Annotated in this window: 21 protein-coding genes; 13 read left to right on the top strand and 8 right to left on the bottom strand. The window is 71.4% G+C overall.

The annotated features are described in order from the left end of the window. Positions 1–307 precede the first annotated feature (307 nt). From ACFY9S_RS35290 to ACFY9S_RS35265, 6 genes are all read right to left on the bottom strand, one after another. Positions 308–490, bottom strand: a complete 183-nt coding sequence (locus tag ACFY9S_RS35290) for a hypothetical protein (protein WP_079129072.1) — start codon at positions 488–490, stop codon at positions 308–310. Positions 491–636: 146 nt separating this feature from the next. Then, positions 637–1,575, bottom strand: a complete 939-nt coding sequence (locus tag ACFY9S_RS35285; protein ID WP_102908042.1) for an alpha/beta fold hydrolase — start codon at positions 1,573–1,575, stop codon at positions 637–639. Then, a complete protein-coding gene (locus tag ACFY9S_RS35280) occupies positions 1,572–2,060 on the bottom strand; it encodes a phage holin family protein (protein ID WP_102908043.1) in 489 nt (162 codons plus the stop codon). Before ACFY9S_RS35280 ends, ACFY9S_RS35285 begins: the two co-directional genes overlap by 4 nt. A 120-nt stretch (positions 2,061–2,180) precedes the next feature. Then, positions 2,181–3,620, bottom strand: coding sequence for a Na+/H+ antiporter NhaA (gene nhaA / locus ACFY9S_RS35275; protein WP_391136945.1), 1,440 nt, complete (start codon positions 3,618–3,620; stop codon positions 2,181–2,183). Between the two features lie 198 nt (positions 3,621–3,818). Next, positions 3,819–5,774: an acetate--CoA ligase gene (gene acs / locus ACFY9S_RS35270; RefSeq protein WP_391136942.1), complete on the bottom strand. Its 1,956-nt coding sequence runs from the start codon at positions 5,772–5,774 to the stop codon at positions 3,819–3,821. 423 nt (positions 5,775–6,197) lie between these two features. Beyond that, positions 6,198–8,567: a SulP family inorganic anion transporter gene (locus ACFY9S_RS35265; RefSeq protein ID WP_391136940.1), complete on the bottom strand. Its 2,370-nt coding sequence runs from the start codon at positions 8,565–8,567 to the stop codon at positions 6,198–6,200. A 291-nt stretch (positions 8,568–8,858) separates the two neighbouring features. On the opposite strand from ACFY9S_RS35265, the gene ACFY9S_RS35260 reads away from it, so the two are divergent. Together ACFY9S_RS35260 and ACFY9S_RS35255 are read left to right on the top strand one after the other, a co-directional pair. Beyond that, the gene (locus ACFY9S_RS35260) at positions 8,859–10,124 is read left to right on the top strand and encodes a hypothetical protein (protein ID WP_391136938.1); all 1,266 of its coding nucleotides are present in this window, start codon (positions 8,859–8,861) and stop codon (positions 10,122–10,124) included. A 90-nt stretch (positions 10,125–10,214) separates the two neighbouring features. Next, the gene (locus ACFY9S_RS35255; protein ID WP_391136935.1) at positions 10,215–11,039 is read left to right on the top strand and encodes an oxidoreductase; all 825 of its coding nucleotides are present in this window, start codon (positions 10,215–10,217) and stop codon (positions 11,037–11,039) included. 335 nt (positions 11,040–11,374) lie between these two features. Here ACFY9S_RS35255 and ACFY9S_RS35250 read toward each other — a convergent pair whose 3' ends face one another. Then, positions 11,375–12,208: an HAD-IB family hydrolase gene (locus ACFY9S_RS35250; protein WP_391136932.1), complete on the bottom strand. Its 834-nt coding sequence runs from the start codon at positions 12,206–12,208 to the stop codon at positions 11,375–11,377. Positions 12,209–12,783: 575 nt separating this feature from the next. Here ACFY9S_RS35250 and ssd point away from each other — a divergent pair. The 7 genes from ssd (at position 12,784) to ACFY9S_RS35215 (ending at position 18,143) form a co-directional block, all read left to right on the top strand. Continuing rightward, the gene (gene ssd, locus ACFY9S_RS35245; protein ID WP_391136929.1) at positions 12,784–13,896 is read left to right on the top strand and encodes a septum site-determining protein Ssd; all 1,113 of its coding nucleotides are present in this window, start codon (positions 12,784–12,786) and stop codon (positions 13,894–13,896) included. Further along, positions 13,893–15,119, top strand: coding sequence for a TadA family conjugal transfer-associated ATPase (locus ACFY9S_RS35240; protein ID WP_391136926.1), 1,227 nt, complete (start codon positions 13,893–13,895; stop codon positions 15,117–15,119). Before ssd ends, ACFY9S_RS35240 begins: the two co-directional genes overlap by 4 nt. Next, the gene (locus ACFY9S_RS35235) at positions 15,103–15,975 is read left to right on the top strand and encodes a type II secretion system F family protein (protein WP_391136923.1); all 873 of its coding nucleotides are present in this window, start codon (positions 15,103–15,105) and stop codon (positions 15,973–15,975) included. Before ACFY9S_RS35240 ends, ACFY9S_RS35235 begins: the two co-directional genes overlap by 17 nt. Then, positions 15,972–16,766 (top strand): type II secretion system F family protein, encoded by a 795-nt coding sequence (locus ACFY9S_RS35230; RefSeq protein WP_391136920.1) that lies wholly within the window; start codon positions 15,972–15,974, stop codon positions 16,764–16,766. The genes ACFY9S_RS35235 and ACFY9S_RS35230 overlap by 4 nt, the downstream gene beginning before the upstream one ends. A 69-nt stretch (positions 16,767–16,835) precedes the next feature. Beyond that, on the top strand, positions 16,836–17,045 hold the full coding sequence (locus ACFY9S_RS35225; protein ID WP_030846096.1) for a DUF4244 domain-containing protein: 210 nt from the start codon (positions 16,836–16,838) through the stop codon (positions 17,043–17,045). Further along, positions 17,032–17,391 (top strand): TadE family type IV pilus minor pilin, encoded by a 360-nt coding sequence (locus tag ACFY9S_RS35220; protein ID WP_391136916.1) that lies wholly within the window; start codon positions 17,032–17,034, stop codon positions 17,389–17,391. Before ACFY9S_RS35225 ends, ACFY9S_RS35220 begins: the two co-directional genes overlap by 14 nt. A 293-nt stretch (positions 17,392–17,684) precedes the next feature. Beyond that, positions 17,685–18,143, top strand: a complete 459-nt coding sequence (locus ACFY9S_RS35215) for an Rv3654c family TadE-like protein (RefSeq protein ID WP_391136966.1) — start codon at positions 17,685–17,687, stop codon at positions 18,141–18,143. Here the strand turns inward: ACFY9S_RS35215 and ACFY9S_RS35210 are convergent. Beyond that, complete coding sequence (locus ACFY9S_RS35210) at positions 18,034–20,562, bottom strand: DEAD/DEAH box helicase (RefSeq protein WP_391136913.1); 2,529 nt, start codon at positions 20,560–20,562, stop codon at positions 18,034–18,036. The two genes, ACFY9S_RS35215 and ACFY9S_RS35210, sit on opposite strands and share 110 nt — an antisense overlap. 78 nt (positions 20,563–20,640) lie before the next feature. Here ACFY9S_RS35210 and bldG point away from each other — a divergent pair, with 78 nt between their 5' ends. From bldG to ACFY9S_RS35190, 4 genes are all read left to right on the top strand, one after another. Continuing rightward, positions 20,641–20,982 carry an anti-sigma factor antagonist BldG gene (bldG, locus tag ACFY9S_RS35205; protein WP_003991900.1) on the top strand — a complete coding sequence of 114 codons (342 nt, stop codon included), beginning with the start codon at positions 20,641–20,643 and terminating at the stop codon, positions 20,980–20,982. Positions 20,983–21,103: 121 nt separating this feature from the next. Continuing rightward, entirely contained in the window at positions 21,104–21,541 is a 438-nt protein-coding gene (locus ACFY9S_RS35200; RefSeq protein ID WP_391136910.1) for an ATP-binding protein, read from the top strand. 271 nt (positions 21,542–21,812) lie between these two features. Next, positions 21,813–24,218: a sodium-translocating pyrophosphatase gene (locus ACFY9S_RS35195; RefSeq protein WP_391136907.1), complete on the top strand. Its 2,406-nt coding sequence runs from the start codon at positions 21,813–21,815 to the stop codon at positions 24,216–24,218. Positions 24,219–24,412: 194 nt separating this feature from the next. Further along, positions 24,413–25,003 carry a small secreted protein gene (locus ACFY9S_RS35190; protein ID WP_391136904.1) on the top strand — a complete coding sequence of 197 codons (591 nt, stop codon included), beginning with the start codon at positions 24,413–24,415 and terminating at the stop codon, positions 25,001–25,003. Positions 25,004–25,189: the final 186 nt, after the last annotated feature.

The following is a 25,189-nucleotide window of genomic DNA, read 5'->3' as shown; positions in this document are numbered from 1 at the left end:
CGGACAGCGTGATCTCCACGGCGGAAGGGCCCGGATGCGGCATACCAACAGGCTACTTACTAACCCTCAGGATTTCTGGCGCATCACACTAGTGCTGCGACCGGAAAGGTTCACCGGCTTGCGACGCCCGGCACGGCACCTCGCCGCGTTGTCGCATCATCCGAGTACACCCACTACGCGGGCGATGCTCCGCCTTGCGATGCACCGCACCGGACGCCGCAAGCTTTCCGGCAAACCTGTCCGGTCACAGCACTAGGCGCGGTGCCGAGGCAGCGGCTGTCGGGGCGTCACTCGCGCGGGTGGCGCCTCAGTCACGTGTGTGGCGCAGACGTACGGAGACCCAGCGGGCCCGGCGGCGGAGGATGCGCGGGATCCCCACCCTGGGATCCGCGGTCACCATCTGCGGTGCGCCGCTTCGCTGGTGGGGGTTCGTACCGCTCGCCGAGCGGCGATTGCGGGTTGCGTCACTGTAGTCGTGCGTCCAGCCCATACCCCGACGTGTGCCCCCGCCGCATGGTCGATAACCGCGCCCGGAGCGTCCAATTGGCCTATGCGCCGGGCAAGTGGCCGTTCGTAGGACAAGCGTTCACGTGCCGGTGGCGGTGCCGGGGTGCCGGTGCCGGGCGGGCCGGCCGGTCACCGGTCGGGTTCGGGATCCCGTAGCCAGTTGATGAGTTCCGAGGAGAACGCGACCGGGTCCTCCTCGTGCGGGAAGTGACCGAGGCCGTCGAACAGACGCCAGCGGTAGGGGGCTTCGACGTACTCGCCGGACCCGGCCGCGCTGCGCGTGCGCATCACCGGGTCGAGCGAGCCGTGCAGATGGAGGGTCGGCACGCGCACGGGCCGCTTCATCCGCCGGTTGAACTGGATGCCGTCCGGGCGGGCCAGCGAGCGCACCATCCAGCGGTACGGCTCGACCGCGCAGTGCGCCGCGGACGGGATGCACATGGCGCGGCGGTACGCCTCCAGCGCCTCGTCCTCGGGCGGGCGCGGCCCGGACCACTCCTGGATCAGCTCCGCCACGAGCGCCCCGTCGTCGGCGGTGAGCTGCCGCTCCGGGATCCAGGGCCGCTGGAACCCCCAGATGTGTGAACCGGCGCGGCTCTGCTTGACGTCTCTCAGCATGGCCGAGCGCCAGCGCCGCGGGTGCGGCATGGACGCGACCGCCAGCCGCCGCACCAGCTTGGGGCGCATCGCCGCCGCCGTCCACGCGAGGTATCCGCCCAGGTCGTGGCCGACCAGAGCGGCATCCGGCTCGCCGAGGGAGCGGATGACGCCGGTGACGTCGAGCGCGAGGTTGGCGGGGTCGTAGCCGCGCGGCGTGCGGTCGCTGCCGCCGACGCCCCGCAGGTCCATGGCGACGGCCCGGAAACCCGCGTCGGCGAGCGCCACCAGCTGGTGCCGCCACGTCCACCAGAACTGCGGGAAGCCGTGCAGCAGCAGCACCAGCGGCCCGTCGCCCAGCTCGGCGATGTGGAAACGGGCGCCGTTGGCGGCGACGTCGCGATGGCTCCAGGGGCCGTCGAGCAGGACGGCCGGAGCCGGTGGTGCCGGGGGTGTGTCGGGGTCCGTCATGAGGACGAGCGTGCCACAGCCTCGATCGCCTCGGGGACCCGGTCCTGCGGGACCTCGGGACGCGGGTGCGGCTTGGCCTTCTGCAGCACGACCGCGCTCTCCTTCATCGAAGCCGCGACCTTCTGCGGGCCCTTGCTCTTCTTGGCCTTCTTCGCGAAGAGGATGCCGACCAGCGCGAGGACGAGCGCGACCAGCACGTTCGCCGCGAACGACAGCAGGAAGCAGACCGCGAGGTTCCAGTCGCTCCAGGTGCGGATGCCGTACGCCAGCGCGAAGTTCAGCATCGGCAGGGAGAAGATCAGCACCGCGCCGGCCGCCGAGAAGGCGCCGCCGCTGGTCGCGCCGCGCTTCACGTCCTGCTTGAGCTGCGCCTTCGCCAGCGCGATCTCGTCGTGCACCAGCGCCGACATTTCCGCTGTCGCCGAGGCGAACAGCTGGCCGATGCTGCGTTCGGCGCCGACCGGGCTGCCGTCGGGTGCGCTCATCGCGGTCTCCCTCTTCTGCGTACGGTCCGTTGTCCGCGTCTTGTTCCTGACCCGCCACAGCCGTCCGGCCGGGCACGGTCCGACTGCGTACGGTCCCGTCTTTTGTACCGTCTCGTCAGATCATGCCGGACGGTGGTGGTCCTCGCCTGCCCCGCCCGGCACTTCGGCAAGCCCGTGGCGCGCGGCTGCCTTCTCCCGGGCGATCCGGCGGTGCTCGGCGGCCTTGTGCTCGTAGAGGGCGGCGATCCGCAGGTGGTAGGCGGGGTCGTCCTCCTCGTAGACGTCCGGGACGCCGTCCGCGTCCTCGTCGCGCTCCTCCTCCGCCCACAGCCTGCGGTACTTGGCGTTCCGCATCTTCAGCAGAACGGTCGCGAGTGTCGCGGCGATGAGCGAGCCCAGCAGGACGGCGGCCTTGACCTCGTTCGTCATCGCCTGATCGCCTTCGAAGGCGAGTTCACCGATGAGCAGCGACACGGTGAAGCCGATGCCGGCGAGACTCGCCACCGCGAACACGTCCGCCCAGGCGAGGTCGTCGCTGAGCGAGGCGCGGGTGAAGCGGGCCGCCAGCCACGTCCCGCCGAAGATGCCGACCGCCTTGCCGACGACGAGCCCGAGGACGACGCCGAGGGTCTCGGGCGAGGTGAACACGTCCGCGAGCGCCCCGCCTGACACCACGACACCCGCGCTGAACAACGCGAACAGCGGCACCGCCAGCCCCGCCGACAGCGGCCGCACGAGGTGCTCGATGCGCTCGCCGGGGGAGTGGTCCTCCCCCTCGCGCCGGTGACAGCGCAGCATCAGGCCCATGGCGACACCGGCGACGGTGGCGTGGACGCCGCTGTTGTACATCAGCGCCCAGACGACGAGGGCGAGCGGCACGTACACGTACCAGCCGCGTACGCCCGCGCGCAGCAGCAGCCAGAAGAGCAGCAGCCCGGCGATGGAGCCGCCGAGCGCGGCGAAGTTCAGGTCGGCGGTGAAGAAGACGGCGATGATCAGGATCGCGAAGAGGTCGTCGACGACGGCGAGCGTGAGCAGAAAGGCCCGCAGCGCGCTCGGCAGGGAGGTGCCGATGACGGCGAGCACAGCGAGCGCGAACGCGATGTCGGTGGCGGTCGGCACGGCCCAGCCGGCCAGCGAGCCGCCCCCGGCGACGGCGGTGACGGTGTAGACGAGCGCCGGTACGGCCATGCCGCACAGGGCGGCGACGACCGGCAGCGCGGCGGCCTTCGGGTCGCTCAGGTCGCCCACCACGAGCTCCCGCTTGAGTTCGATCCCGGCGACGAAGAAGAAGACCGCCAGCAGTCCGTCGGCGGCCCAGTGCGCGACGGACAGGTCGAGGCCGAGGGCGGCGGGACCCAGGTGGAAGTGGGCGACGCTCTCGTAGCTGTCGTGCAGCGCGGGGATGTTCGTCCAGAGCAGCGCGATGACCGCCGCGGCGAGCAGCAGCACGCCGCCGACGGTCTCGGTGCGCAGTGCGTTCGCCACATAGGTCCGCTCGGGCAGCGACAGCCGGCCGAGGACCTTGCGGGTGGTGGTGGTGGGGCGGGGCGCGGTCACGGGTGGAGACCTCCGGTCGGTGGGCAGGGCGGAGCACCTGCCGACCAGACTTCCCGGCGCACCATGGAGCACTTGTTTTGCTTAGTTTAGGTAACCGTACGCCTGCGCGCATCCGGTGGTCTTCGCCGCCGGTGCGCCCTGACCGAGGGCACCTCGTGAAGGGTGCCCTCGGCCGGCTCCGTCATGCCGGTTGCGTGATCAGTCCTCGCTGGGCGCGGCGGGCAGCTTGGCCTGGATGAGGTCCATGACCGTGGAGTCGGTCAGCGTGGTGACGTCCCCCAGCTGGCGGTTCTCGGCGACGTCCCGCAGCAGACGGCGCATGATCTTGCCGGAGCGGGTCTTGGGCAGCTCGGCCACCGGCAGGATCCGCTTGGGCTTGGCGATCGGTCCGAGGGCGGTGCCGACGTGGGCGCGCAGCTCGTCGACCAGGGTCTCGGTCTCGGAGGCCGTGCCGCGCAGGATCACGAAGGCGACGATCGCCTGCCCGGTCGTCTCGTCCGCGGCGCCGACCACGGCCGCCTCGGCGACCGAGGGGTGGGAGACGAGCGCGGACTCGACCTCGGTGGTGGAGATGTTGTGCCCCGAGACGAGCATGACGTCGTCGACTCGGCCGAGCAGCCAGATGTCGCCGTCGTCGTCCTTCTTGGCGCCGTCACCGGCGAAGTACTTGCCCTCGAAGCGCGACCAGTAGGTGTCGATGAACCGCTGGTCGTCGCCCCAGATGGTGCGCAGCATCGACGGCCACGGCTCGGTCAGCACCAGGTAGCCGCCACCCCCGTGGGGCACCTCGTTGGCCTCGTCGTCGACGACGGTCGCGCAGATGCCGGGCAGTGGCGTCTGCGCGGAGCCGGGCTTGGTCGCGGTCACGCCCGGCAGCGGGGTGATCATCATCGAGCCGGTCTCGGTCTGCCACCAGGTGTCGACGACCGGGGTGCGGTCGCCGCCGATGTTCTTGCGGTACCAGATCCATGCCTCGGGGTTGATCGGCTCGCCCACCGAGCCCAGCACGCGCAGGCTGGACAGGTCGAACTTGGCGGGGATGTCGTCGCCCCACTTCATGAACGTACGGATCGCGGTCGGCGCGGTGTAGAGGATCGTCACGCCGTACTTCTGCACGATCTCCCAGAAGCGGCCCTGGTGCGGGGTGTCGGGCGTGCCCTCGTACATGACCTGCGTCGCGCCGTTCGCCAGCGGGCCGTAGACGATGTACGAGTGACCGGTGACCCAGCCGACGTCGGCCGTGCACCAGTACACGTCCGTCTCCGGCTTGAGGTCGAAGACGGCGTTGTGGGTGTAGGCGGTCTGCGTGAGGTAGCCGCCGGAGGTGTGCAGGATGCCCTTCGGCTTACCCGTGGTGCCCGAGGTGTAGAGGATGAACAGCGGGTGCTCGGCGTTGAAGGCCTGCGGGGCGTGCTCCGCGCTCTGCCGTCCCACCAGGTCGTGCCACCACACGTCGCGGCCCTCGGTGAAGGCGACCTCCTGGCCCGTACGGCGCACGACCAGGACGTGCTCGACGATGCCCGCCTTCTCGACGGCCTCGTCCACAGCCGGCTTCAGCGCGGACGGCTTGCCGCGCCGGTAGCCGCCGTCGGAGGTGATGATCACGCGGGCGTCGGCGTCCTGGATGCGGGTGGCGAGCGCGTCCGAGGAGAAGCCGCCGAAGACGACCGAGTGCGCGGCGCCGATCCGGGCGCAGGCCAGCATCGCGATCGCCGTCTCGGGGATCATCGGCATGTAGACGGCGACCCGGTCGCCCGCCTGGACTCCCAGCTCCACAAGGGCGTTGGCGGCCTTGGAGACCTCGTCCTTGAGCTCGGCGTAGGTGATCGCGCGGCTGTCGCCGGGCTCGCCCTCGAAGTGGATGGCGACCCGGTCGCCGTGCCCGGCCTCCACGTGCCGGTCGACGCAGTTGTAGGCGACGTTGAGCTCGCCGTCCTTGAACCACTTGGCGAACGGCGGGTTCGACCAGTCGAGGGTCTCGGTGGGCTCCTTGGCCCAGGTCAGCCGACGGGCCTGCTCGGCCCAGAAGCCGAGCCTGTCAGCCTTGGCCTGCTCATACGCCTCCGCCGTGACGTTGGCGTTCGCGGCCAGGTCGGCGGGGGGTGCGAACCTGCGTTCTTCCTTGAGCAGGTTGGCCAGGCTTTCGTTGCTCACGGCATCTGCCTTTCCCAGGGTGTCCGTTGTGTCCCAGGCCACAGCTCATCAGACCCGGGGGTGCGATGACAAGGGCCGACCGCCGATTGGTTTAGACCTGTTGGGCGGTGCTGTCGGGGACCGGGGTCATCCGTACCCACGGACGCCGACCAGGGAAAGTTCACTGCGTGTGCTGCCCGTCACCCGAAGATCGAGTGGGCCGAGGAAGGCCGTGGCGTGTTCGCGGGTTCGAGTGCTCGCGTCTTCGTGTGCTCGCGGGTGGTGAGTGGTCGGGCGTGCGGCCGGGGGTGGCCTGGTGAGCGGCCGGTCGGCAGTCGGCCGGGATCGTCCGGAGCGCCGGGCCACCGGGTGCGCCCCCGGGCTCGACCGAGGGCACGCCCTCAACTGGTGCGAGCCGGAGCGCACCCTGGCCCGGCGGCCGGCTCACGCCGTCAGGTCCGACTCCCGCACGCGGTCGAAGACGCCGCCGGTATCCGTCTCGGTGAGCAGATACGCCTCGGCCTCGCCCACATGGAAGTACATCCCGTGCAGCTCCAAGGATCCCTGGTCGAGTGCCCGGGCGACCGAGTCGTGGGCGCGCAGGTGCTCCAGCTGCTGGACGACGTTCGTCAGGCTGAGCTGCTCGACCGCGTCCTCGGGGGAGCGCCCGGCCAGCCCGCCCCAGGGCAGACTCGCGTCGGCCATGCGCTCCAGGCTCGGCAACCCGTGTCGCAGCCATCGCTTCAGCGGGGTCCGGGCGCCACCGAGCTCGGAGTCGAGCAGCGCCTGCATGGCGCCGCACCCCGAGTGCCCGCACACCGTGATGGACCGCACCCGGAGTACGTCCACGGCGTACTCGATGGCGGCCGCCACCGAGTCGTCTCCGCTCTCCTCGCCCGGACGTGGCACGAAGTTGCCCACGTTGCGCACGACGAACAGGTCGCCCGGACCACTGGAGGTGATCATCGATGTGACCAGCCGGGAGTCGGCGCAGGTCAGGAAGAGCTGCGAAGGCCGCTGCCCCTCACGTGCCAGCCGGGCCAGCTCGCTGCGCACGAGGGGCGCGGTGTTGCGCTGGAACGCGCTGATGCCACGCGCCAGTTCGTGCCCACTGGCTCCGCCGGCGCCCGTCGGGTCCGGCTCGGAGCGGTCCGACCCGTCCGGGTTCTTCTCGACGGGGGGTGCGGACTGAGGGCCGTCGCACTGGTGGTTGCGCCAGGGCGTCCAGGGCCGGCAACGGCAGTCGGTGCCGGACTGGGGCTCGGAGATGCGGGTGCCGGGATGCCGGCCGGTGATCTCGACGGTGCCGCCCTGCGCGGTGTGCGTCTTCTGCCAGTCCTGCAATGTCTCGTACGCCGCGTGGTCCATGAACGACCCGTCCAGCTCGACGACGGTGTCGGCACCGTGGGGCACGAGATGCAGGGTCCGGCTGAGGCGGGGCACCGCGAGGAACGTCAACTGCCCTCTGACGTGAACGTGATGAACTCCTTCCCGTTCTTCGTGCGTGATGCGGGTGCGGGTGAGGCGGTGCAGGGCGACGCCGACGGCCATGGCGATGCCGAGCGTCACACCCTCCAGGACGCCGAGGGAGACCACGCCGAGGGTGGTGACGGCGTAGACCCAGACTTCCCGGTGGCGGGTCACTGTGCGGATGTGGTTCAGGGAGACCATCTGGATGCCGACGGCCATCACCAGGGCGGCGAGCGAGGCGAGCGGGATGAGCTCCAGGATCGGGACCATCAGCAGGGCGGCGATCACTACGAGAACGCCGTGCAGCATCGTGGAGTTCCGGCTGACGGCACCCGCGTGCACATTCGCCGAACTTCGCACGGCCACACCGGCGATGGGCAGTCCGCCGAGCGAACCGGAGACGATGTTGGCGGCGCCCTGCCCGAGCAGTTCGCGGTCGAGGCGGGAGCGCCCGACCAGGGCGGACTGGCCAGGCCGCCCGGCCACCAGCTTGTCCACGGCGACCGCGCCGAGCAGCGACTGCACGCTGCACACCAGGGTGGTGGTGAGCACCGCGGCGGCCAGGCCGAGCGCGGGGCCCTCGGGCAGGCCGGCCAGGGCGTGGTTGCTCCATGACGGCAGGTCGACCTTGGGCAGGCGGAGCCCGGCGAGGGCGGCGGCCGCGGTTGCTCCGGCGACGGCGACGAGCGCGGCCGGGACCATGCGCAGCAGGCGTCCGGCCCGGCCGGGCAGCCTCGGCCAGAGCAGCAGCAGCCCCAGCGTCAGCATGCCCATGGACACCGACGCGGGACGCATGTCCGCCAGTTGTGCGGGCAGCGCGCGGAGATTGTCGGGGACGGAACTCTGCGGTGTGCCGCCGAGCATGATGTGCAGCTGGGCGACGGCGATGGTGACGCCGATGCCGGCGAGCATGCCGTGCACGATGGCGGGGCTGACGGCGAGGGCGCCACGGGCCACACGCAGGCAGCCCAGGCCCAGTTGGACGAGGCCGGCGAGGACGGTGATGGCGCAGGTCGTCCGCCAGCCGTAGCGCTGGATGAGGTCGGCGGTGACGACGGTGAGCCCGGCGGCCGGTCCGCTCACCTGGAGCGGGGAGCCGCCGAGCCGCCCGGCGACCAGTCCGCCCACGGCCGCGGCGACGAGGCCGGCCTGGAGGGGGGCGCCGGTGGCGAGTGCGATGCCCAGGGACAGGGGCAGGGCGATCAGGAAGACCGCGATCGAGGCCGACACATCGGCGCCCGCGATCCGGAATCCGCGGGGCCCCGTCGGCGGCGGACTGTGGGGCGGATGAGTGCGCTCGGTTCGATTCGGGTCGGCGGCGCGTGTGGGGACGCAGGCTGACATGGCTTCCCGTCTCCTCCGGGGCTGCACGGTCGCGTAACTGTGGGGTCCCGCCCGGGGCGGGGTTCGGTCGCGGCGGTCGCGGCGTAAATCGGCGGGATGAAGCAACGCTCGGTAAACGAATCGTAATGCAGAGTAAAGGACGAGCATAGACTTTACGGGCAAATGGGCGAATCAGTCACTCTGACGGGTGAAGTGGCTATTTCATCGGCTTGTCGTACTAATTCCTTCTCGGTCTCGTGCGAATTTGGCGGCGCTGTCCCGCACCGAGAGAAGGAAGAAGGTGGGCGGAACATGGCCGCCACCCACAGGATCGCCGCGAGTTCCGTGATCGCCGCGGTCTGCGCCGCATCGCTCGCCGGCTGCGCGACCGGCACCCCCCGGCAAGAGACGCCCGACCCGCAGAAGGCGACGCCTGCGCAGGCGCCGAAGAGCGCGGTCCGGCTGATCGGAGACGGCTCCACCGCCTACACCGGCGCCCAGCCCCACCTGCCCAGACCCGAACGGCTGCGGCCCGGCCAGAAGCCCCCGCAGTTCGTCGTCTTCTCCTGGGACGGCGCGGGTGAGGACAGCCAGAAGCTGTTCTCCCACTTCCGCAAGGTCGCCAGGGACAACAAAGCGACCATGACGTACTTCCTGAGCGGCGTGTACATGCTCCCGGAGGATGAGCGCGACCGGTACCGGCCGCCGCAGCACTCCCCGGGCCGCTCCGACATCGGCTTCAACGACCGCCGCGGCATCGCCGCCACCGCGAAGCAGCTGCGCCTGGCGTGGCTGGAGGGCAACGAGATCGGGACCCACTTCAACGGCCACTTCTGTGGCAGCGGCGGCGGCGTCGGCGAGTGGTCGGTCGAGGACTGGAAGGACGAGATCTCCCAGGCCAAGCAGTTCGTGAAGACCTGGAAGACCAACACCGGCCTGAAGGACGCGTCCCCGCTGCCCTTCGACTACGACAAGGAGCTCATCGGCGCCCGCACGCCCTGCCTCGAAGGCCGGCGCAACTTCATGAGGGCGGCGCGCGACCTGGGCTTCCGCTATGACACCAGCGGTGTGAACGACCAGGTCTGGCCGAAGAAGAAGCAGGGCCTGTGGGATGTGTCCATGCAGCTCGTGCCGTTTCCCGGCCACTCCTTCGAGCAGCTCACCATGGACTACAACTTCATGGTCAACCAGTCGGGCACCAAGACCCAGGGCAACCCCGCCATGCACGACCTGTGGGGCGACCAGATGCGCGACGGCCTGCTCAAGGGCTTCCAGCGGGCCTACGACGGCAACCGCGCGCCCCTGATCATCGGCAACCACTTCGAGTCCTGGAACGGCGGTACCTACATGCGTGCCGTCGAGGAGGTCATCGAGAGGGTGTGCACCAAGGAGGAGGTGCGCTGCGTCTCGTTCCGGCAGCTCGTGGACTGGCTGGACGCGCAGGACCCGAAGACGCTGGAGAAGCTGCGAACCCTGCCCGTCGGCCAGGCACCCAAGGAGGGCTGGGCGTCCTTCCTGTCGGACCGGCCCGCCCCGGCTCCCAAGGGCGTGCCCGGGCCTCCGGCGGCCAGGGGGTAGCCCTCCGGGGTGACGACGCCAGGCGCACGCGCGCGTGAAGAAGGCCACTCCGCCGTGGGGCTGGGCTCAGGGATGCGTAGGGTCGTACTCATGAGTACAGCAGGCGCGACCGCCGACCCCCTCGCGGCCCTGGGGGCGCTGCCCGGAGTGGCCGATTCCGTGGAGTCCGTACGCAAGGCCGTGGACCGGGTCTACGGGCACCGGGTCATGCGGCGGCGCAGCAACGCGATCACCTCCGAGGCCGCCCTGCGCGGCGCCCGTGGCTCGGCCGCGCTGTCCGGCGCCGACTGGGCCCTGGAGGAGGTGCGCCGGCGTACGGACTTCAGCGTCGACGACGAGGCCCGCGCCGTGGGCGCCGCCCTGCGGCTCACCGCGGAGGCGGGCCAGCTGCTGTCGATCTGGCGGCAGTCGCCCCTGCGGGTGCTGGCCCGGCTGCACCTGGTGGCGGCCGCTGACCAGGGCGACCAGGTGGGCCGGCCCCGCAAGGAGGGCGAGCGGGTCGACGAGCCGCTCGTCGGACTGCCGCTGCCGAGTGCCACCGAGACGCACGGCAGGCTGGACGGACTGGCCGGGTTGATCATCGCGGGCGGCTCCGCACCGGCGCTGGTGACGGCCGCCGTCGTGCACGGCGAACTTCTGGCGCTGCGCCCGTTCACGTCCCACAACGGCCTGGTCGCCCGCACGGCCGAACGCATCGTCCTGGTCGGCAGCGGCCTGGACCCGAAGTCGGTCTGTGCGGCCGAGGTCGGCCACGCCGAGCTGGGACGCGACGCCTACCTGGAAGCCCTCGGCGGGTACGTCTCCGGTACCCCGGAGGGCGTCGCCGCCTGGATCGCCCACTGCGGCAGGGCGGTCGAACTGGGGGCCCGCGAGTCGATGGCCGTGTGCGAGGCGCTGCAGCGTGGAGCGGCGTGACATCACGCGGCCGGAAAAGTGATGCGGCGGTACGAGTTCTCGTACCGCCGCTGGCATGAGCATCGGGTTACCAAGCGTGCTCGATATATGCCCATCAGGCCGGGAGCTTTGCCCGTTACCTGGTGCGGCTGGCCCGTATTCGACGGGTCGACGTCGCGTGGGTGCCCGGTGTTCATGCTCGGTCCGTGGGGCCAAATGCGTTAAAAGGTGATCCTCTCGGATGTCCTTGGTCTCGCGGGCCGTTGAGTCCTTTGTACTCCTGCCCCGGAGCAAGCGGAAGTCCAGACTGCACTTCTTTACTTTTGGGTTCAAATAGGGCGGCCTGTCGCCGCAGGTCAAGCGACCGTCGCCCGGCGCTTGTTCGCGTACCAGACGAGTCCCGCGGTGGCCGCAGCGGCGCCTATGGCGGCGACCGCCACGAGCGCCGGGCGCGGCGGCACCGAGAACCCGGGGATGCGCTGCTTGAGCCGGACCGGGCGGTGGAAGTCCAGGATCGGCCACCCCCGCGCGAGGGCCTCGCGGCGCAGTGCCCGGTCCGGGTTCACGGCGTGCGGGTTACCGACGGATTCCAGCATCGGCACATCGGTCGCCGAGTCGCTGTAGGCGTAGCAGCGGCTGAGGTCGTAGCCCTCGGACTCGGCCAGTTCCCTCACCGCCTCGGCCTTGGTGGGGCCGTACGCGTAGTACTCCACCTCACCGGTGAAGCAGCCGTCGTCGCCCACGACCATGCGGGTGGCGACCACGCGGTCCGCCCCCAGCAGCTCGCCGATCGGCTCGACCACCTCCGCGCCGGATGTGGAGACGATCACGACGTCGCGGCCGGCGGTGTGGTGCTCCTCGATGAGGGAGGCGGCCTCGTCGTAGATGATCGGGTCGATCAGGTCGTGCAGCGTCTCGGCGACGATCTCTTTGACCTGCTCGACGTTCCAGCCGCGGCACAGGGCGGACAGATATGCCCGCATGCGCTCCATCTGGTCGTGGTCGGCGCCGCCGGCCAGGAAGACGAACTGGGCATATGCGGTACGCAAGACGGCCCTGCGGTTGATCAGACCGCCTTGGTAGAACGACTTGCTGAACGTGAGCGTGCTCGACTTCGCAATGACCGTCTTGTCCAGGTCAAAGAAGGCGGCTGTGCGGGGCAACGAGTGGTTTTCCACGCCCCAGAGCATAGGGGCAGCCCATTCGGCGTAAGGTGGGGCGCGTGGGTTTGCCTGAGAAGGCTCTCGGGTACACCATGGAAGTCACGGATCGTTCGCGACCGTGCTAACCCGGCCCGACTCCTCCCCCCCCGAGTCGGCCGTGGGGACGACCCCCGCTCTCCCCCCCGGCGGGGGTCGTCGCATGTCCGGATGGGTTTTCTCCCTCTCCCCGCAGCCTGAAAAGCCGCTCCGATGTGACGTCGGAGCGGGTCTTGTCATGTCCATGATTCATTACCGGGAGTAGTTACTGGGCTGCTCTGAGGGAGTCGCGCAGAGGGTCTGAGCGACTCACCGGTATGGGTGACGCCGATATTCACAACCCCCCGGGCTTCCACAGTTATCCACCAAGATCCACACGATTTCCGGGATCGCTGCACCGTGATTCCAGCGCGCCCCGCTCGCGGCGAGTTCATGGCCGGTTCCGAGTACCCGGGGGCGTTTGGCCGGTTTCTGTCGGCCGTTCACAGGGAGGCCGCTCGCCGGCTCTTCCCACGTTTGGGAATCGCGGGGCCGCAGGGGCCGCGCGAGTCATGCAGCGAAGGGGGATGGAAACCGTGGCCGGAACCGTCACACACGACCCGCCGCCGGGCGCCGGAGGGCGGCAGGGCGGACCGCTGATCGTCACCGAGGACACCGAACTCCTCGACGACCTGCTGCGCCTGTGCGCGGCGGCGGGCGCCACGCCCGAGGTGCACCACGGGGTGCCGGAGCGCAGGGGCGGCTGGGAGGCCGCACCGCTCGTCCTGGTCGGCGACGACGCCGCATGGCGGGTGCGCGGGGCCGTGCGCAGAAGGGGCGTGGTGCTGGTCGGCCGGGACCAGGACGACTCCGGGGTGTGGCGGCGGGCCGTCGAGATCGGCGCCGAGCACGTCCTGATGCTGCCCGACGGCGAGCAGTGGCTGGTCGACCGGATCGCCGACGTGGCCGAGGGCGTCGGCCGGCCCGCCCTCACCGTGGGCGTCATCGGCGGCCGGGGCGGGGCCGGAGCGTCCACCCTCGCGTGCGCCCTCGCCGTCACCTCCGCGCGAGAGGGACTGCGCACCCTCCTCGTGGACGCCGACCCGCTGGGTGGCGGACTCGACGTACTCCTCGGCGGTGAGACGGCCCAAGGGCTGCGCTGGCCCGCCTTCGCCTCCTCGCGCGGCCGGGTCGGCGGGGGCGCCCTGGAGGAGTCGCTGCCCGAACTGCATTCGCTGCGGGTGCTCAGCTGGGACCGCGGCGACCGGATCGCGGTCCCGCCGCAGGCGGTGCGCGCGGTGCTCGCGGCGGCCCGGCGCCGGGGCGGCACGGTCGTGGTCGACCTGCCGCGCCGGATCGACGACGGCGTCGCCGAGGTCCTCGCCCAGCTGGACGTGGGCGTGCTGGTGGTGCCCGCCGAGCTGCGGGCCGTCGCGGCCGCGGGCCGGGTGGCCTCCGCGGTCGGCATGGTCCTGCGGGACCTGCGGGTGGCCGTCCGCGGGCCCTACCCACCGGGGCTCGACGACCGTGAGGTGGCCCGGCTGCTCGGACTGCCCCTGGTCGGCGAGGTACCGGTCGAGCCGTGTCTGTTCCGCCCGGACGACGACACGGCGCCACCGGGCGCTGCTCACCGCGGACCGCTCGCCCGGTTCTGCAAGGAGTTCTGGGAGCGGGCGCTCGTCGAGGCGGGTACGGCATGAGCACCCTGGCCGGAATCGAAGGCACGGCCCTGCTCGACGGGGTGCGGCGGTGGCTGGCCGAGAGCGGCGCCGACCCGACTCCCGCGCGCGTGGCGCAGGCGCTCCGGGAGCAGGGGCGGGTCCTCGGGGACGCCGAAGTCCTGGGAGCCGCCGCACAGTTGCGGTCCGAACTGGTCGGCAGCGGGCCGCTGGAGCCGCTCCTCGCCGATTCATCGGTGACGGACGTGCTGGTGTCGGCCCCCGACCGGGTCTGGGTGGACCGTGGCGGGGGACTGGAGCTGACGCCGGTGCGCTTCGCGGACGCGGCGGCCGTACGACGGCTCGCCCAGCGCCTCGCAGCGGTGGCCGGACGCCGCCTGGACGACGCCCGGCCCTGGACCGACGCCCGGCTGCCCGACGGGACCCGGCTGCACGCGGTGCTGCCGCCGGTCGCCGTGGGCTGCGCCTGCTTGTCGCTTCGGGTCGTACGGCCGCGAGCCTTCACACTCGGCGAGCTGGTCGCGGCGGGCACGGTGCCGCCGGGCGGGGACCGCATACTGCGCGCCCTGCTCGACGCCCGGCTGTCCTTCCTCGTCAGCGGCGGTACCGGCACCGGCAAGACCACGCTGCTGAGTGCCCTGCTGGGGCTGGTGGGGCCGGACGAGCGGATCGTCCTCGCCGAGGACTCGGCGGAACTGCGGCCCGACCATCCACACGTCGTGCGGCTGGAGACCAGGCCCGCCAACCAGGAGGGCGCGGGCCTCGTCACCCTGGAGGACCTGGTGCGCCAGGCCCTGCGGATGCGGCCCGACCGGCTGGTCGTGGGCGAGGTGCGCGGGCCCGAAGTAGTGCATCTGCTGGCTGCGTTGAACACCGGCCACGAAGGCGGGTGCGGAACCGTGCACGCCAACGCCGCCGCCGATGTACCGGCCCGGCTGGAGGCGCTCGGCACGGCCGCCGGGCTCGACCGTGCTGCGCTGCACAGCCAGTTGGCGGCCGCCCTCGCCGTGGTGCTGCACCTGGTGCGAGACCGGGCCGGGCGGCGGCGGATCGCCGAGGTGCACGTGCTGGAGCGGGACCCGTCGGGTCTGGTGCGGACCGTGCCGGCGCTGCGGTGGGGAGCGGAGACGTTCGTGCGTGAACGGGGGTGGGAGCGGCTGCGGGGGCTGCTTCGGGGCGGGGCGGGTCGGGACGGGCCGGGTGAGGCCGAGGTGGAGGTGGCGAGTCATGACGGGGGTGGCTGAGATGTCGATGGGTGCCGCCGCGGCGTGTGCGGGGGCGGCCGTCTGGCTGCTGGGTGAGCGTCAGGAGGCGGCGCGGCGGGCGCGGCTGTTGCTCGCGGGCAGCGAAGCCGCGGGGAGCGGACCGCCCGGGTGGCGGCGGATGACCGGTGAACTGCGGCACGTCCGTGGGCGGCTGCGGCCCGAGTGGTGGTCGCCGGTGGCCGGTCTGATCCTGGCGGTGCTCGGGGCGTCGGTGCTGCCGGCCGTCCTGGGCGCGGCCGGGGTGCCGTTGCTGCGGCGGGCCCGGCTGGCCGGCCGGGCGCGGCGGGACCGTGAGCGCCGGGCCGACGCGGTGGTCGCGTTGTGCGGAGCGCTCGCCGGCGAGGTGCGGGCCGGACGCCAGCCGGGTGAGGCGCTGCTGCGGTCCGCGCGGGACTGCGGCGGACTCGCGGACGCGCAGGCGACGGTGCTGGCGGCGGCGCGGTTCGGCGGTGACGTGCCGGACGCGCTCGCCACGGCGGCCCGGCAACCGGGTGCCGAGGGACTGCGGGGACTCGCGGCGTGCTGGCGGGTCGCCGTGGACCAGGGTGCCGGGCTCGCCGCCGGACTCGACCGGCTGGCCGCCGCTCTGCGCGCCGAACGGGACCAGCGCTCCGATCTGCGGGCCCAGCTGGCGGGCGCCCGGGCCACGGCGGTGATGCTCGCCGGGCTGCCGGCCCTGGGGCTGCTCATCGGCACTGCCCTCGGGGCCGAGCCTCTGCACGTGCTGCTGCACACCGGGGCGGGGCTGGGATGCCTGGCGGCCGGCGGGGTGCTGGAGGGCCTGGGGCTGTGGTGGGTGCAGCGGATCGTGCGGGGCGCGGAGGCAGCGGCATGAGCAGCGGGGAAGTTGTCCACAGGCTGGGGGCGGCCGTGGGGATCGTGCTGACCTGTGGGTGGCTGGCGCGGTGGTTGGTGGAGGCGCGGCGCCGCCGGAGGATGCGCCGGCGGCTGACCGAGCTGTCGGGGGCCCGGGAAGCGGTTGTTCCCGTCCGACGGCGGGCATGGCGCGGGGCCGCGCGGACGTGGCTGGCCCCTGTGGGCGTGGTGTGCGCCGGATGGCTGCTCGCCGGAGGCCTCACCGGGGCCGCGGTGGGACTGGCCGGCGCGGTGGGGCTGTGGCGGTGGCGGCTCAGGCAGGAGACGGCCGGCGCGGCCCCCGGGGCGCCCGACCTCGCCGAGGCCGCGCGCCAACTGCCCTTGGCTGCCGATCTGCTGGCTGCCTGCATCGCGGCGGGCGCAGGCCCGGTGATCGCCGCGCAGGCGGTGGGCGAGGCCCTGGGCGGCCCCGTCGGCGACGCCCTCGCCCGCGGTGCGGCGGAGGTACGGCTGGGCGGCGAACCGGGCCCGGCCTGGCGGAGGCTGGGCGCCGTCCCGGGCGCCGGAGGTCTGGCCCGGCTGCTGGAACGGGCCGATGTGTCCGGACTGCCCGCCGCGGTACCGGTCGCACGGCTCGCCGCGGAGGCCCGGGCCGACTGGGGCCGTGCCGCGACGGCCCGGGCCCGGCGAGCGGGCGTGATGGTCAGTGCGCCGGTCGGGCTGTGCTTCCTGCCCGCCTTCATCGCGGTCGGCGTGCTGCCCGTGGTGATCGGGCTCGCGGGAGGGGTGCTCGGAGGGGGTGGTGGATGACGCGGCGACCGACCGGAAGCAAGTGAGCAATGACAACCGGAAGTTCGGATTTTTCCCACGGGGGTTGAGATGTATCAGGCGGTACGGGCACGGCTGCGTGCCCTGGTGTGCGGGATGCGGGCGGCGCGGAGGGACGCGGGGATGGTCACCTCCGAGTACGCGATGGGAATCGTCGCGGCGGTGGCGTTCGCGGTGGTGCTCTACAAGGTCGTCACGAGCGGTCCGGTCAGCGCGGAGTTGCAGAACATCGTGAAGGACGCCCTCAATGCGCGGATGTGAGCGGGGCGCGGACCGGGGGTTCGTCACGGCGGAGTCGGCCGTGGTGCTGCCCGTTCTGGTGATGTTCGCGATGGCGCTGGTGTGGGGGCTGCTGGCCGTGGCCGCGCAGATCCAGTGCGTGGACGCGGCGCGGACGGGCGCGCGTGCGGCGGCGCGGCAGGATCCGCCCGGCGCGGTCGTGAAGCTGACCCGCGAGGCGGCGCCGCCGGGCGCGAAGGTGACCGTCAGCCGGGACGCGGAGCACGTCCGAGTGGTCGTCGTGGCGGAGCCGCCGGTGCTGCGCGGTCTGTCCTTCGCCGTGCGCGAGGAGGCCGTGGCGTCGGTGGAGGAGGCGGTGGGCACGTGAGACGGGGCCGAAGGAAAGCCGGTCGGGCCTGGGCCTCGACCGCGGTCCGGGGTGCCGGTCTGGGCGGTGGGTCGGTCGGTGTCAGGAGTGCTGGCCTGGGCGGTGGGTCCGCCGGTGTCAGGGGTGCCGGTCTGGGCCGGGGGTTCGCCGCCGTCCAGTGTGCCGGCCCGGACGGTGGGTCGGTCGGTGTCAGGGGTGTCGGTCCGGGCGGTGGGTCGGTCGGTGTCAGGGGTGCCGGCCCAGGCGGCGGTTCCGTCGCCGTCAGAAGTGTCCGCCCGTGCCGAGGGTCCGTGGTGGTCACGGATGCCGGCCCTGGCCGGGGATTCGGCGGCCTCTGGAGGTTCGGCTCGGACCGAGGGTCCGCCAGCGTCTGGAGTGTCGGTGCGATCGCCGTGCTGTGCGTGGTGTTCGGTGTCGTTCTCGCGCTCGGGCAGGCCGTCGTCATCCGCCATCGTGCGGCGGGCGGTGCGGACCTCGCGGCGCTCGCCGCGGCGGACCACTGGGCCGACGGTGCTACGGCTGCCTGTGCCCGGGCCGACCGGCTGGCCCGGGCACAGGGCGTGCGGCTCGTGCGGTGCGAGGTGGCCGGGGAGATCTCGGAGGTGACGGCGGCGTCGGGACGCGGGCCGTTCACGGCGGAGGTCAGGGCCCGGGCGGGGCCTCCGACGGGTCTGCCGGATCTCCCGGCGGCTGCTCAGGTGCCTCGTCCGCCGTCTCCTTCTCCTCGGGAGCCCCCTCCAGCAGCACCGTGAGGAGCCGCACGGCCCCCCTCTTGTGCAGCGGGTCGTTGCCGTTGCCGCACTTGGGGGACTGGATGCAGGACGGGCAGCCGGCGTCGCACTCGCAGGAGGCGATGGCCTGGCGGGTGGCGGTCAGCCAGCTGCGGGCGGTGTGGAAGGCACGCTCCGCGAAGCCCGCGCCACCCGGATGGCCGTCGTAGACGAAGACCGTGGGCAGGAGCGTGTCGGGGTGGAGCGGGATCGAAACGCCGCCGATGTCCCAGCGGTCGCAGGTCGCGAAGAGCGGCAGCAGGCCGATCGACGCGTGTTCGGCGGCGTGCAGGGAGCCGCCGAGGATCTCCGGGTTGATCCGGGCCCGGTCCAACTGGTCCTCGGTGACGGTCCACCACACGGCGCGGGTGCGCAGCGTACGAGGAGGGAGGTCGAGTTTGGTCTCACCGAGCACCTCGCCGGAGATGAGCCGTCTGCGGAGGTAGGAGACGACCTGGTTGGTGACCTCGACGGAGCCGTAGCAGAGGCGGCCGTCACCCCAGGGGACCTCGACGTCCTTCTCCAGGACGGAGATCGACGTCGTGTCGCGGGCGACCGTGGAGTAGGGCGGGGCGGCCTCCTCGACGAGGGCGACGGAGTCCTCCAGGTCCAGTGAGCGCACCAGGTACGTGCGGCCCTGGTGGAGGTGGACCGCTCCCTCGTGGACGGTCGAGTGCGCGGCGCCCGCGTCGACTGTACCGAGCAGCCGGCCCGTGCCGGTCTCGACGACCTGGACCGGGCGTCCGCCCTCACCGCGGATGTCGGTCAGGTCGGCGGCGCGCTCGCGGCGGGTCCAGTGCCAGGCCCGGGTGCGGCGGCGCAGCAGCTTCGCGGCCTCCAGCTGCGGCAGGAGGCCCCTGCCGGCCGGGCCGAACAGGTCGAGGTCCTCGTCCGTCAGGGGCAGCTCCGCGGCGGCCGCGCACAGGTGCGGGGCCAGCACGTAGGGGTTGTCCGGGTCGAGGACGGTCGATTCGACGGGCTGGTCGAACAGGGCCTCGGGGTGGTGGACGAGGAAGGTGTCCAGCGGGTCGTCGCGGGCGACCAGGACGGCGAGGGCGCCCTGCCCGGACCGTCCGGCCCGGCCCGCCTGCTGCCACAGGGAGGCGCGCGTGCCGGGGTAGCCGACGATGACGACGGCGTCGAGGCCGGAGATGTCGATGCCCAGTTCGAGGGCGTTCGTCGCGGCGAGGCCCAGGAGTTCACCCGAATGGAGGGCCTGTTCGAGAGCGCGGCGTTCCTCGGGGAGATAGCCGCCCCGGTACGCCGCGACACGCCCGGCCAGCGACCGGTCGACCTCGGCGAGACGCTCCTGGGAGATGACCGAGATCAGCTCGGCGCCACGCCGGGAGCGGACGAACGCGACCGAGCGCACGCCCTGCACGGTGAGGTCGGTCAGCAGGTCGGCGGCCTCGGCGGTGGCCGTGCGGCGGACGGGGGCGCCTCTCTCGCCGTGCAGCTCGGTCAGCGGCGGTTCCCAGAGGGCGAAAACCAGTTCACCGCGTGGGGAGGCGTCGTCGGCCACCTCCAGCACCGGCACACCGGTCAGGCGACGGGCGGCCACCGCGGGCTCGGCGGCGGTCGCGGAGGCCAGCAGGAACACGGGAGACGCGCCGTACCGGGCGCACAGCCGGCGCAGCCTGCGCAGCACCTGGGCGACGTGCGAGCCGAAGACGCCCCGGTAGGTGTGGCACTCGTCGATGACGACGTACTTCAGCGACTTCAGGAAGGAGGACCAGCGGGGATGGGACGGCAGGATGCCGCGGTGCAGCATGTCCGGGTTGGTCAGGACGTAGTTGCCGTACTGGCGGATCCACTCGCGTTCCTCGAACGGAGTATCGCCGTCGTACACGGCCGCGCGAACGAAATGACCCAGGGGATGTGAAAGTTCCTTCACGGAACGGCACTGGTCCGCCGCGAGAGCCTTGGTGGGAGCCAGGTAGAGGGTGGTCGCGCCGCGGCCGTTCGGAGCCTCCGCGCCTTCCACGAGGGCGGACAGGACCGGCACGAGGTAGGCGAGGGACTTGCCGGAGGCCGTGCCGGTGGCGACGACGACCGAATCGCCGTCCAGGGCGTGCTCCGCCACGCGTGCCTGGTGGGCCCAGGGATGTTCGATGCCCGCGGCGCGCACGGCCGCGACGACCTCCGTGCGGATCCGGTCCGGCCAGGCGGCATGCCGACCCTCACGTGGGGGCAAGTGCTCCGTATGAGTAATGCGCGAAGCCCTGCCCGGACCGGACGCGAGCCGGTCCAGGACCGCGTCCGGCGCGGGTCGGGAGGCAGGGTCCGTCCGGGTTCGATCGGATCGGTGATTCTTGGCCATCGGCACCGAGTGTGTCACTGGCGTGACGGACAATGGAGCCAAGGCGTCGTGCACGCCTGCCGGTAAGTGATTGAATGCCATCGCGGCTGGCGAAGCGTCCAGGGGCTGAAGCCGAATGCCCCTAGGGCGACCGCTCGATAGCAAGGTGCTGGAGGATCCGTGGACCTGTCCCTGTCGACCGAAACCATGGGCGATCGCACGATCGTCAGGGTCGGTGGCGAAATCGACGTATATACCGCGCCCAAGCTGCGCGAGCAGTTGGTCGAGCTGGTGAACGACGGCAGTTTCCACCTTGTCGTCGACATGGAGGGCGTGGACTTCCTCGACTCCACCGGGCTCGGCGTACTGGTCGGCGGCCTGAAGCGCGTGCGAGCCCATGAGGGCTCCCTGCGCCTGGTCTGCAACCAGGAGCGCATTCTGAAGATCTTCCGTATCACCGGCCTCACCAAGGTGTTCCCGATTCACACCTCGGTCGAGGAAGCGGTTGCGGCCACCGACTGACACCGGACCCGGGCCACGCGCCCGGGCCGGCCGTCGTTCGGCGAAAGTGAAGACCGAGGGGGTCCGGGCTTCGGTCGCCCGGAGCCTCCCGACAGCACGCCCGTAGTTGCGAGGGGGATGCATGGCCACCGTTGAGCTCCGCTTCAGCGCGCTGCCCGAGCACGTCAGGACCGCCCGGCTGGTGGCGGCAGCGGTGGCGCGCAGGGCCGGAGTGGACGAGGCAGTCCTCGACGAGGTCAGGCTCGCCGTCGGCGAGGCGTGCACCCGGGCCGTCGGGTTGCACCAGACCGGCGGGATCTCGGCACCGGTGAAGGTGCTGCTGATCGAGGAGGAGAAGCAGTTCTCCATCGAGGTCGGCGACGAGGCCCCGCACGCGGTGGCCGGCGGGGGTGCCTCCGGCGCCGGTTCCGGCGGCCCCGACGGTGAGGCCGACGAGGACGAGATGGGCCTCGCGGTCATCAGCGGACTCGTCGACGACGTCGAGGTCAGCGCGGGGGAGCACGGCGGGCTGATCAAGATGACCTGGCCGACCACGCCGCCGCCGACGATCCTGGTCTGATTCCGCCACCGCACACCGTTCTTCCGAAGGGCCCCACCCGTGGGGCCCTTCGTCGTGTGCGGGTGTCAGTGCTCGCCTTTACAGTAGTTCCTGTGCCGTTCACCGCGTGAATTCGTTCACGATCATTCGCGTGCTCTCCGGCAGCCTCAGAATGCTTTCAGGGCATTACCCCGGAAGTCCAATTCCGTTTATCGCGCTCTGTTTTGATCAGGTTCCGGTACCTACAATCCCGTCCACATCTTGAGCTCAGCCCAAGCGTCAAGGAGGACGAATGGCGGGGCTTTACCTCTCACAACAGTCGGGTCATCCCACCGACCTCGCAGCCGCGGTGCTGACCGATGGCAACCGCATCCTCATCGTGGTCATCGCGGTCGTCGCACTGGCGGCACTGGCGGTCGCGGGCGTCCTGGTACGCCAGGTACTCGCGGCCGGCGAGGGCACCGACAGCATGAAGGAGATCGCGGCAGCGGTCCAGGAGGGCGCGAACGCCTATCTGGCCCGTCAGCTGCGCACGCTCAGCGTATTCGCCGTGGTCGTTTTCTTCCTGCTCATGCTGCTGCCCGCGGACGACTGGAATCAGCGTGCCGGACGGTCGGTGTTCTTCCTGATCGGAGCGGCGTTCTCGGCGGCCACGGGCTATATCGGCATGTGGCTCGCCGTACGCAGCAATGTGCGTGTCGCCGCGGCGGCACGTGAAGCCACCCCGGCGGAAGGCGAGCCGGAAAAGGATCTGACCGCCGTTTCGCACAAGGCGATGAAGATCGCTTTTCGCACGGGCGGCGTGGTCGGCATGTTCACGGTGGGCCTCGGCCTGCTCGGTGCCTCCTGCGTGGTGCTGGTCTACGCGGCCGACGCGCCGAAGGTGCTCGAGGGCTTCGGCCTCGGGGCCGCGCTGATCGCGATGTTCATGCGTGTCGGCGGTGGCATCTTCACCAAGGCGGCCGACGTCGGCGCCGACCTGGTCGGCAAGGTCGAACAGGGCATTCCGGAGGACGACCCGCGCAATGCCGCGACCATCGCCGACAACGTGGGCGACAACGTCGGAGACTGCGCGGGCATGGCGGCCGACCTCTTCGAGTCGTACGCCGTGACGCTGGTCGCGGCGCTGATCCTCGGCTCGGCGGCCTTCGGTGACGCCGGGCTCGGTTTCCCGCTGCTCGTGCCGGCGATCGGTGTGATCACCGCCATGATCGGCATCTTCGCGGTGGCGCCCAGGCGCGCCGACCGCAGCGGCATGAGCGCCATCAACCGCGGGTTCTTCATCTCCGCGGTGATCTCGCTGGTGCTGGTGGCGGTGGCCGTCTTCGTCTACCTGCCGGGGAAGTACTCCGAGCTCGACGGTGTCACCGACACCGAGATCCTCGGCAAGGACGGCGACCCGAGGGTCCTCGCGCTCGTCGCGGTGGCCATCGGCATCATCCTCGCCGCCCTGATCCAGCAACTGACCGGCTACTTCACCGAGACCACCCGACGTCCCGTCCGGGACATCGGCAAGAGCTCCCTCACCGGCCCGGCCACCGTCGTCCTCGCCGGTATCTCCGTGGGTCTCGAATCCGCCGTGTACACCGCACTGTTGATCGGCCTCGGGGTGTACGGGGCGTTCCTGCTCGGCGGCACGTCGATCATGCTGGCGCTGTTCGCGGTGGCGCTGGCCGGCACCGGCCTGCTCACCACGGTCGGTGTGATCGTCGCGATGGACACCTTCGGGCCGGTTTCCGACAACGCGCAGGGCATCGCGGAGATGTCCGGTGACGTCGAGGGCGCGGGCGCGCAGGTGCTCACCAACCTGGACGCGGTCGGCAACACCACCAAGGCGATCACCAAGGGCATCGCGATCGCCACGGCCGTGCTCGCTGCGGCGGCACTGTTCGGGTCGTACCGCGACGCGATCTTCACCGGCGCGCGGGACGTCGGCGAGCAACTCAGCGGGGAAGGCGCCCCGATGAGTCTGATGATGGACATCTCGCAGCCCAACAACCTCGTGGGTCTCGTCGCTGGTGCCGCGGTCGTCTTCCTCTTCTCGGGGCTGGCGATCAACGCCGTGTCGAGGTCGGCGGGTTCCGTGGTCTACGAAGTGCGGCGGCAGTTCCGCGAGAAGCCCGGGATCATGGACTACAGCGAGAAACCGGAGTACGGCAAGGTCGTCGACATCTGCACCCGAGATGCCCTGCGCGAGCTCGCCACGCCCGGTCTGCTGGCCGTGCTGGCGCCCGTCTTCATCGGGTTCACGCTCGGCGTCGGCCCGCTCGGCGCGTTCCTGGCGGGCGCGATCGGCGCGGGCACGCTGATGGCGGTGTTCCTCGCCAACTCCGGTGGCGCCTGGGACAACGCCAAGAAACTCGTCGAGGACGGCCACCACGGCGGCAAGGGCAGCGAGGCCCACGCGGCGACCGTGATCGGAGACACGGTCGGCGATCCCTTCAAGGACACCGCGGGACCCGCGATCAACCCGCTGCTGAAGGTCATGAACCTGGTGGCCCTGCTCATCGCGCCCGCGGTGATCAAGTTCTCCTACGGCCCGGACAAGAGCATCGGCGTGCGGATCCTGATCGCCGCGCTCGCGTTCGTCGTGATCGCCGGTGCGGTGTACGTGTCGAAGCGGCGAGGAATCGCCATGGGTGACGAAGACAACGCCGGGACGGAGCCCAAGTCGGCCGATCCGGCGGTGGTTTCGTAGGGAGGTCCTTCGAGCCCCAGTTCCAAGGTGCGGGCGGGCGGCGCGCGTTGACGCGTCGCCCGCCCGCGCTGTGTGGGTACACGCTCACGCGTGAGCCTTATCTCGCTTGGTGCAAAGGGTTACAAAACGGTCTTAATAGACGTTCGGCGTGCGGTTGTCGTGCATCTGGCGTGTATGTTCCGGGGCCGAGAGCCATGGAAGGGACCAAACCGGTGAACAAGAAGCTCGCGGCCGCACTGTCCGGCGGTGCGGTACTGGTACTGGCGCTGTCGGGCTGCGGCGGCGACGACAGCAACGAGAAGCTGGACTCCTGGGCCAAGCAGGTCTGTGACGCCGTGCAGCCGCAGGCCAAGAAGATCGAGTCGGCCAATGCCGCGATCCAGAAGGAGACCTCGGACAACAGCACGCCCGAGGACGTCCAGAAGACCGACGCACAGGCCTTCCAGGACATGTCCGACGCCTACAAGGCGATCGGGACCGCCGTGAACAAGGCCGGGGCGCCGGACGTCGAGAACGGCGAGAAGAAGCAGCGGGACGCGGTCAAGGAGCTCAACACGATCTCCACCTCGTACGCCTCCCTGAAGAAGCAGGTCGACGGGCTGGACACCAAGGACCAGGGGAAGTTCGCCGACGGCCTGAAGGACATCGCCACCGAGCTGGACAAGCTGAGCCAGAGCGGCAACGACGCCCTCAGGAACCTGGAGGAGGGCGAGGTGGGCCAGGCGATGGCCAAGCAGTCCAGCTGCAAGTCGGCCACGGCGTCGGCGGGGGCCACACAGAGCTGAGAAGCCGGGGAACAGGGCAGCGGGCGGCTCGGCACCCGGATGGCGACGGCTGAGCGGCCCGGGCCCGACGGATGAACAGGCCCGACGGCTGACCAGGCCCGGCCGCTGAGCAGGTCCGACGGCTGGGCCGAAGGTGTCCGCTGGGCCGAAGGTGTCCGCTGGGCCGAAGTGACTGCTGAGTCCAGT

The organism is Streptomyces sp. NPDC012474 (assembly GCF_042955185.1).
Classification (GTDB): Bacteria; Actinomycetota; Actinomycetes; order Streptomycetales; family Streptomycetaceae; genus Streptomyces; species Streptomyces cahuitamycinicus.
The sequence above is the reverse complement of the archived record's forward strand: the minus strand, read 5'-3'. Positions and strand labels throughout refer to the sequence as shown.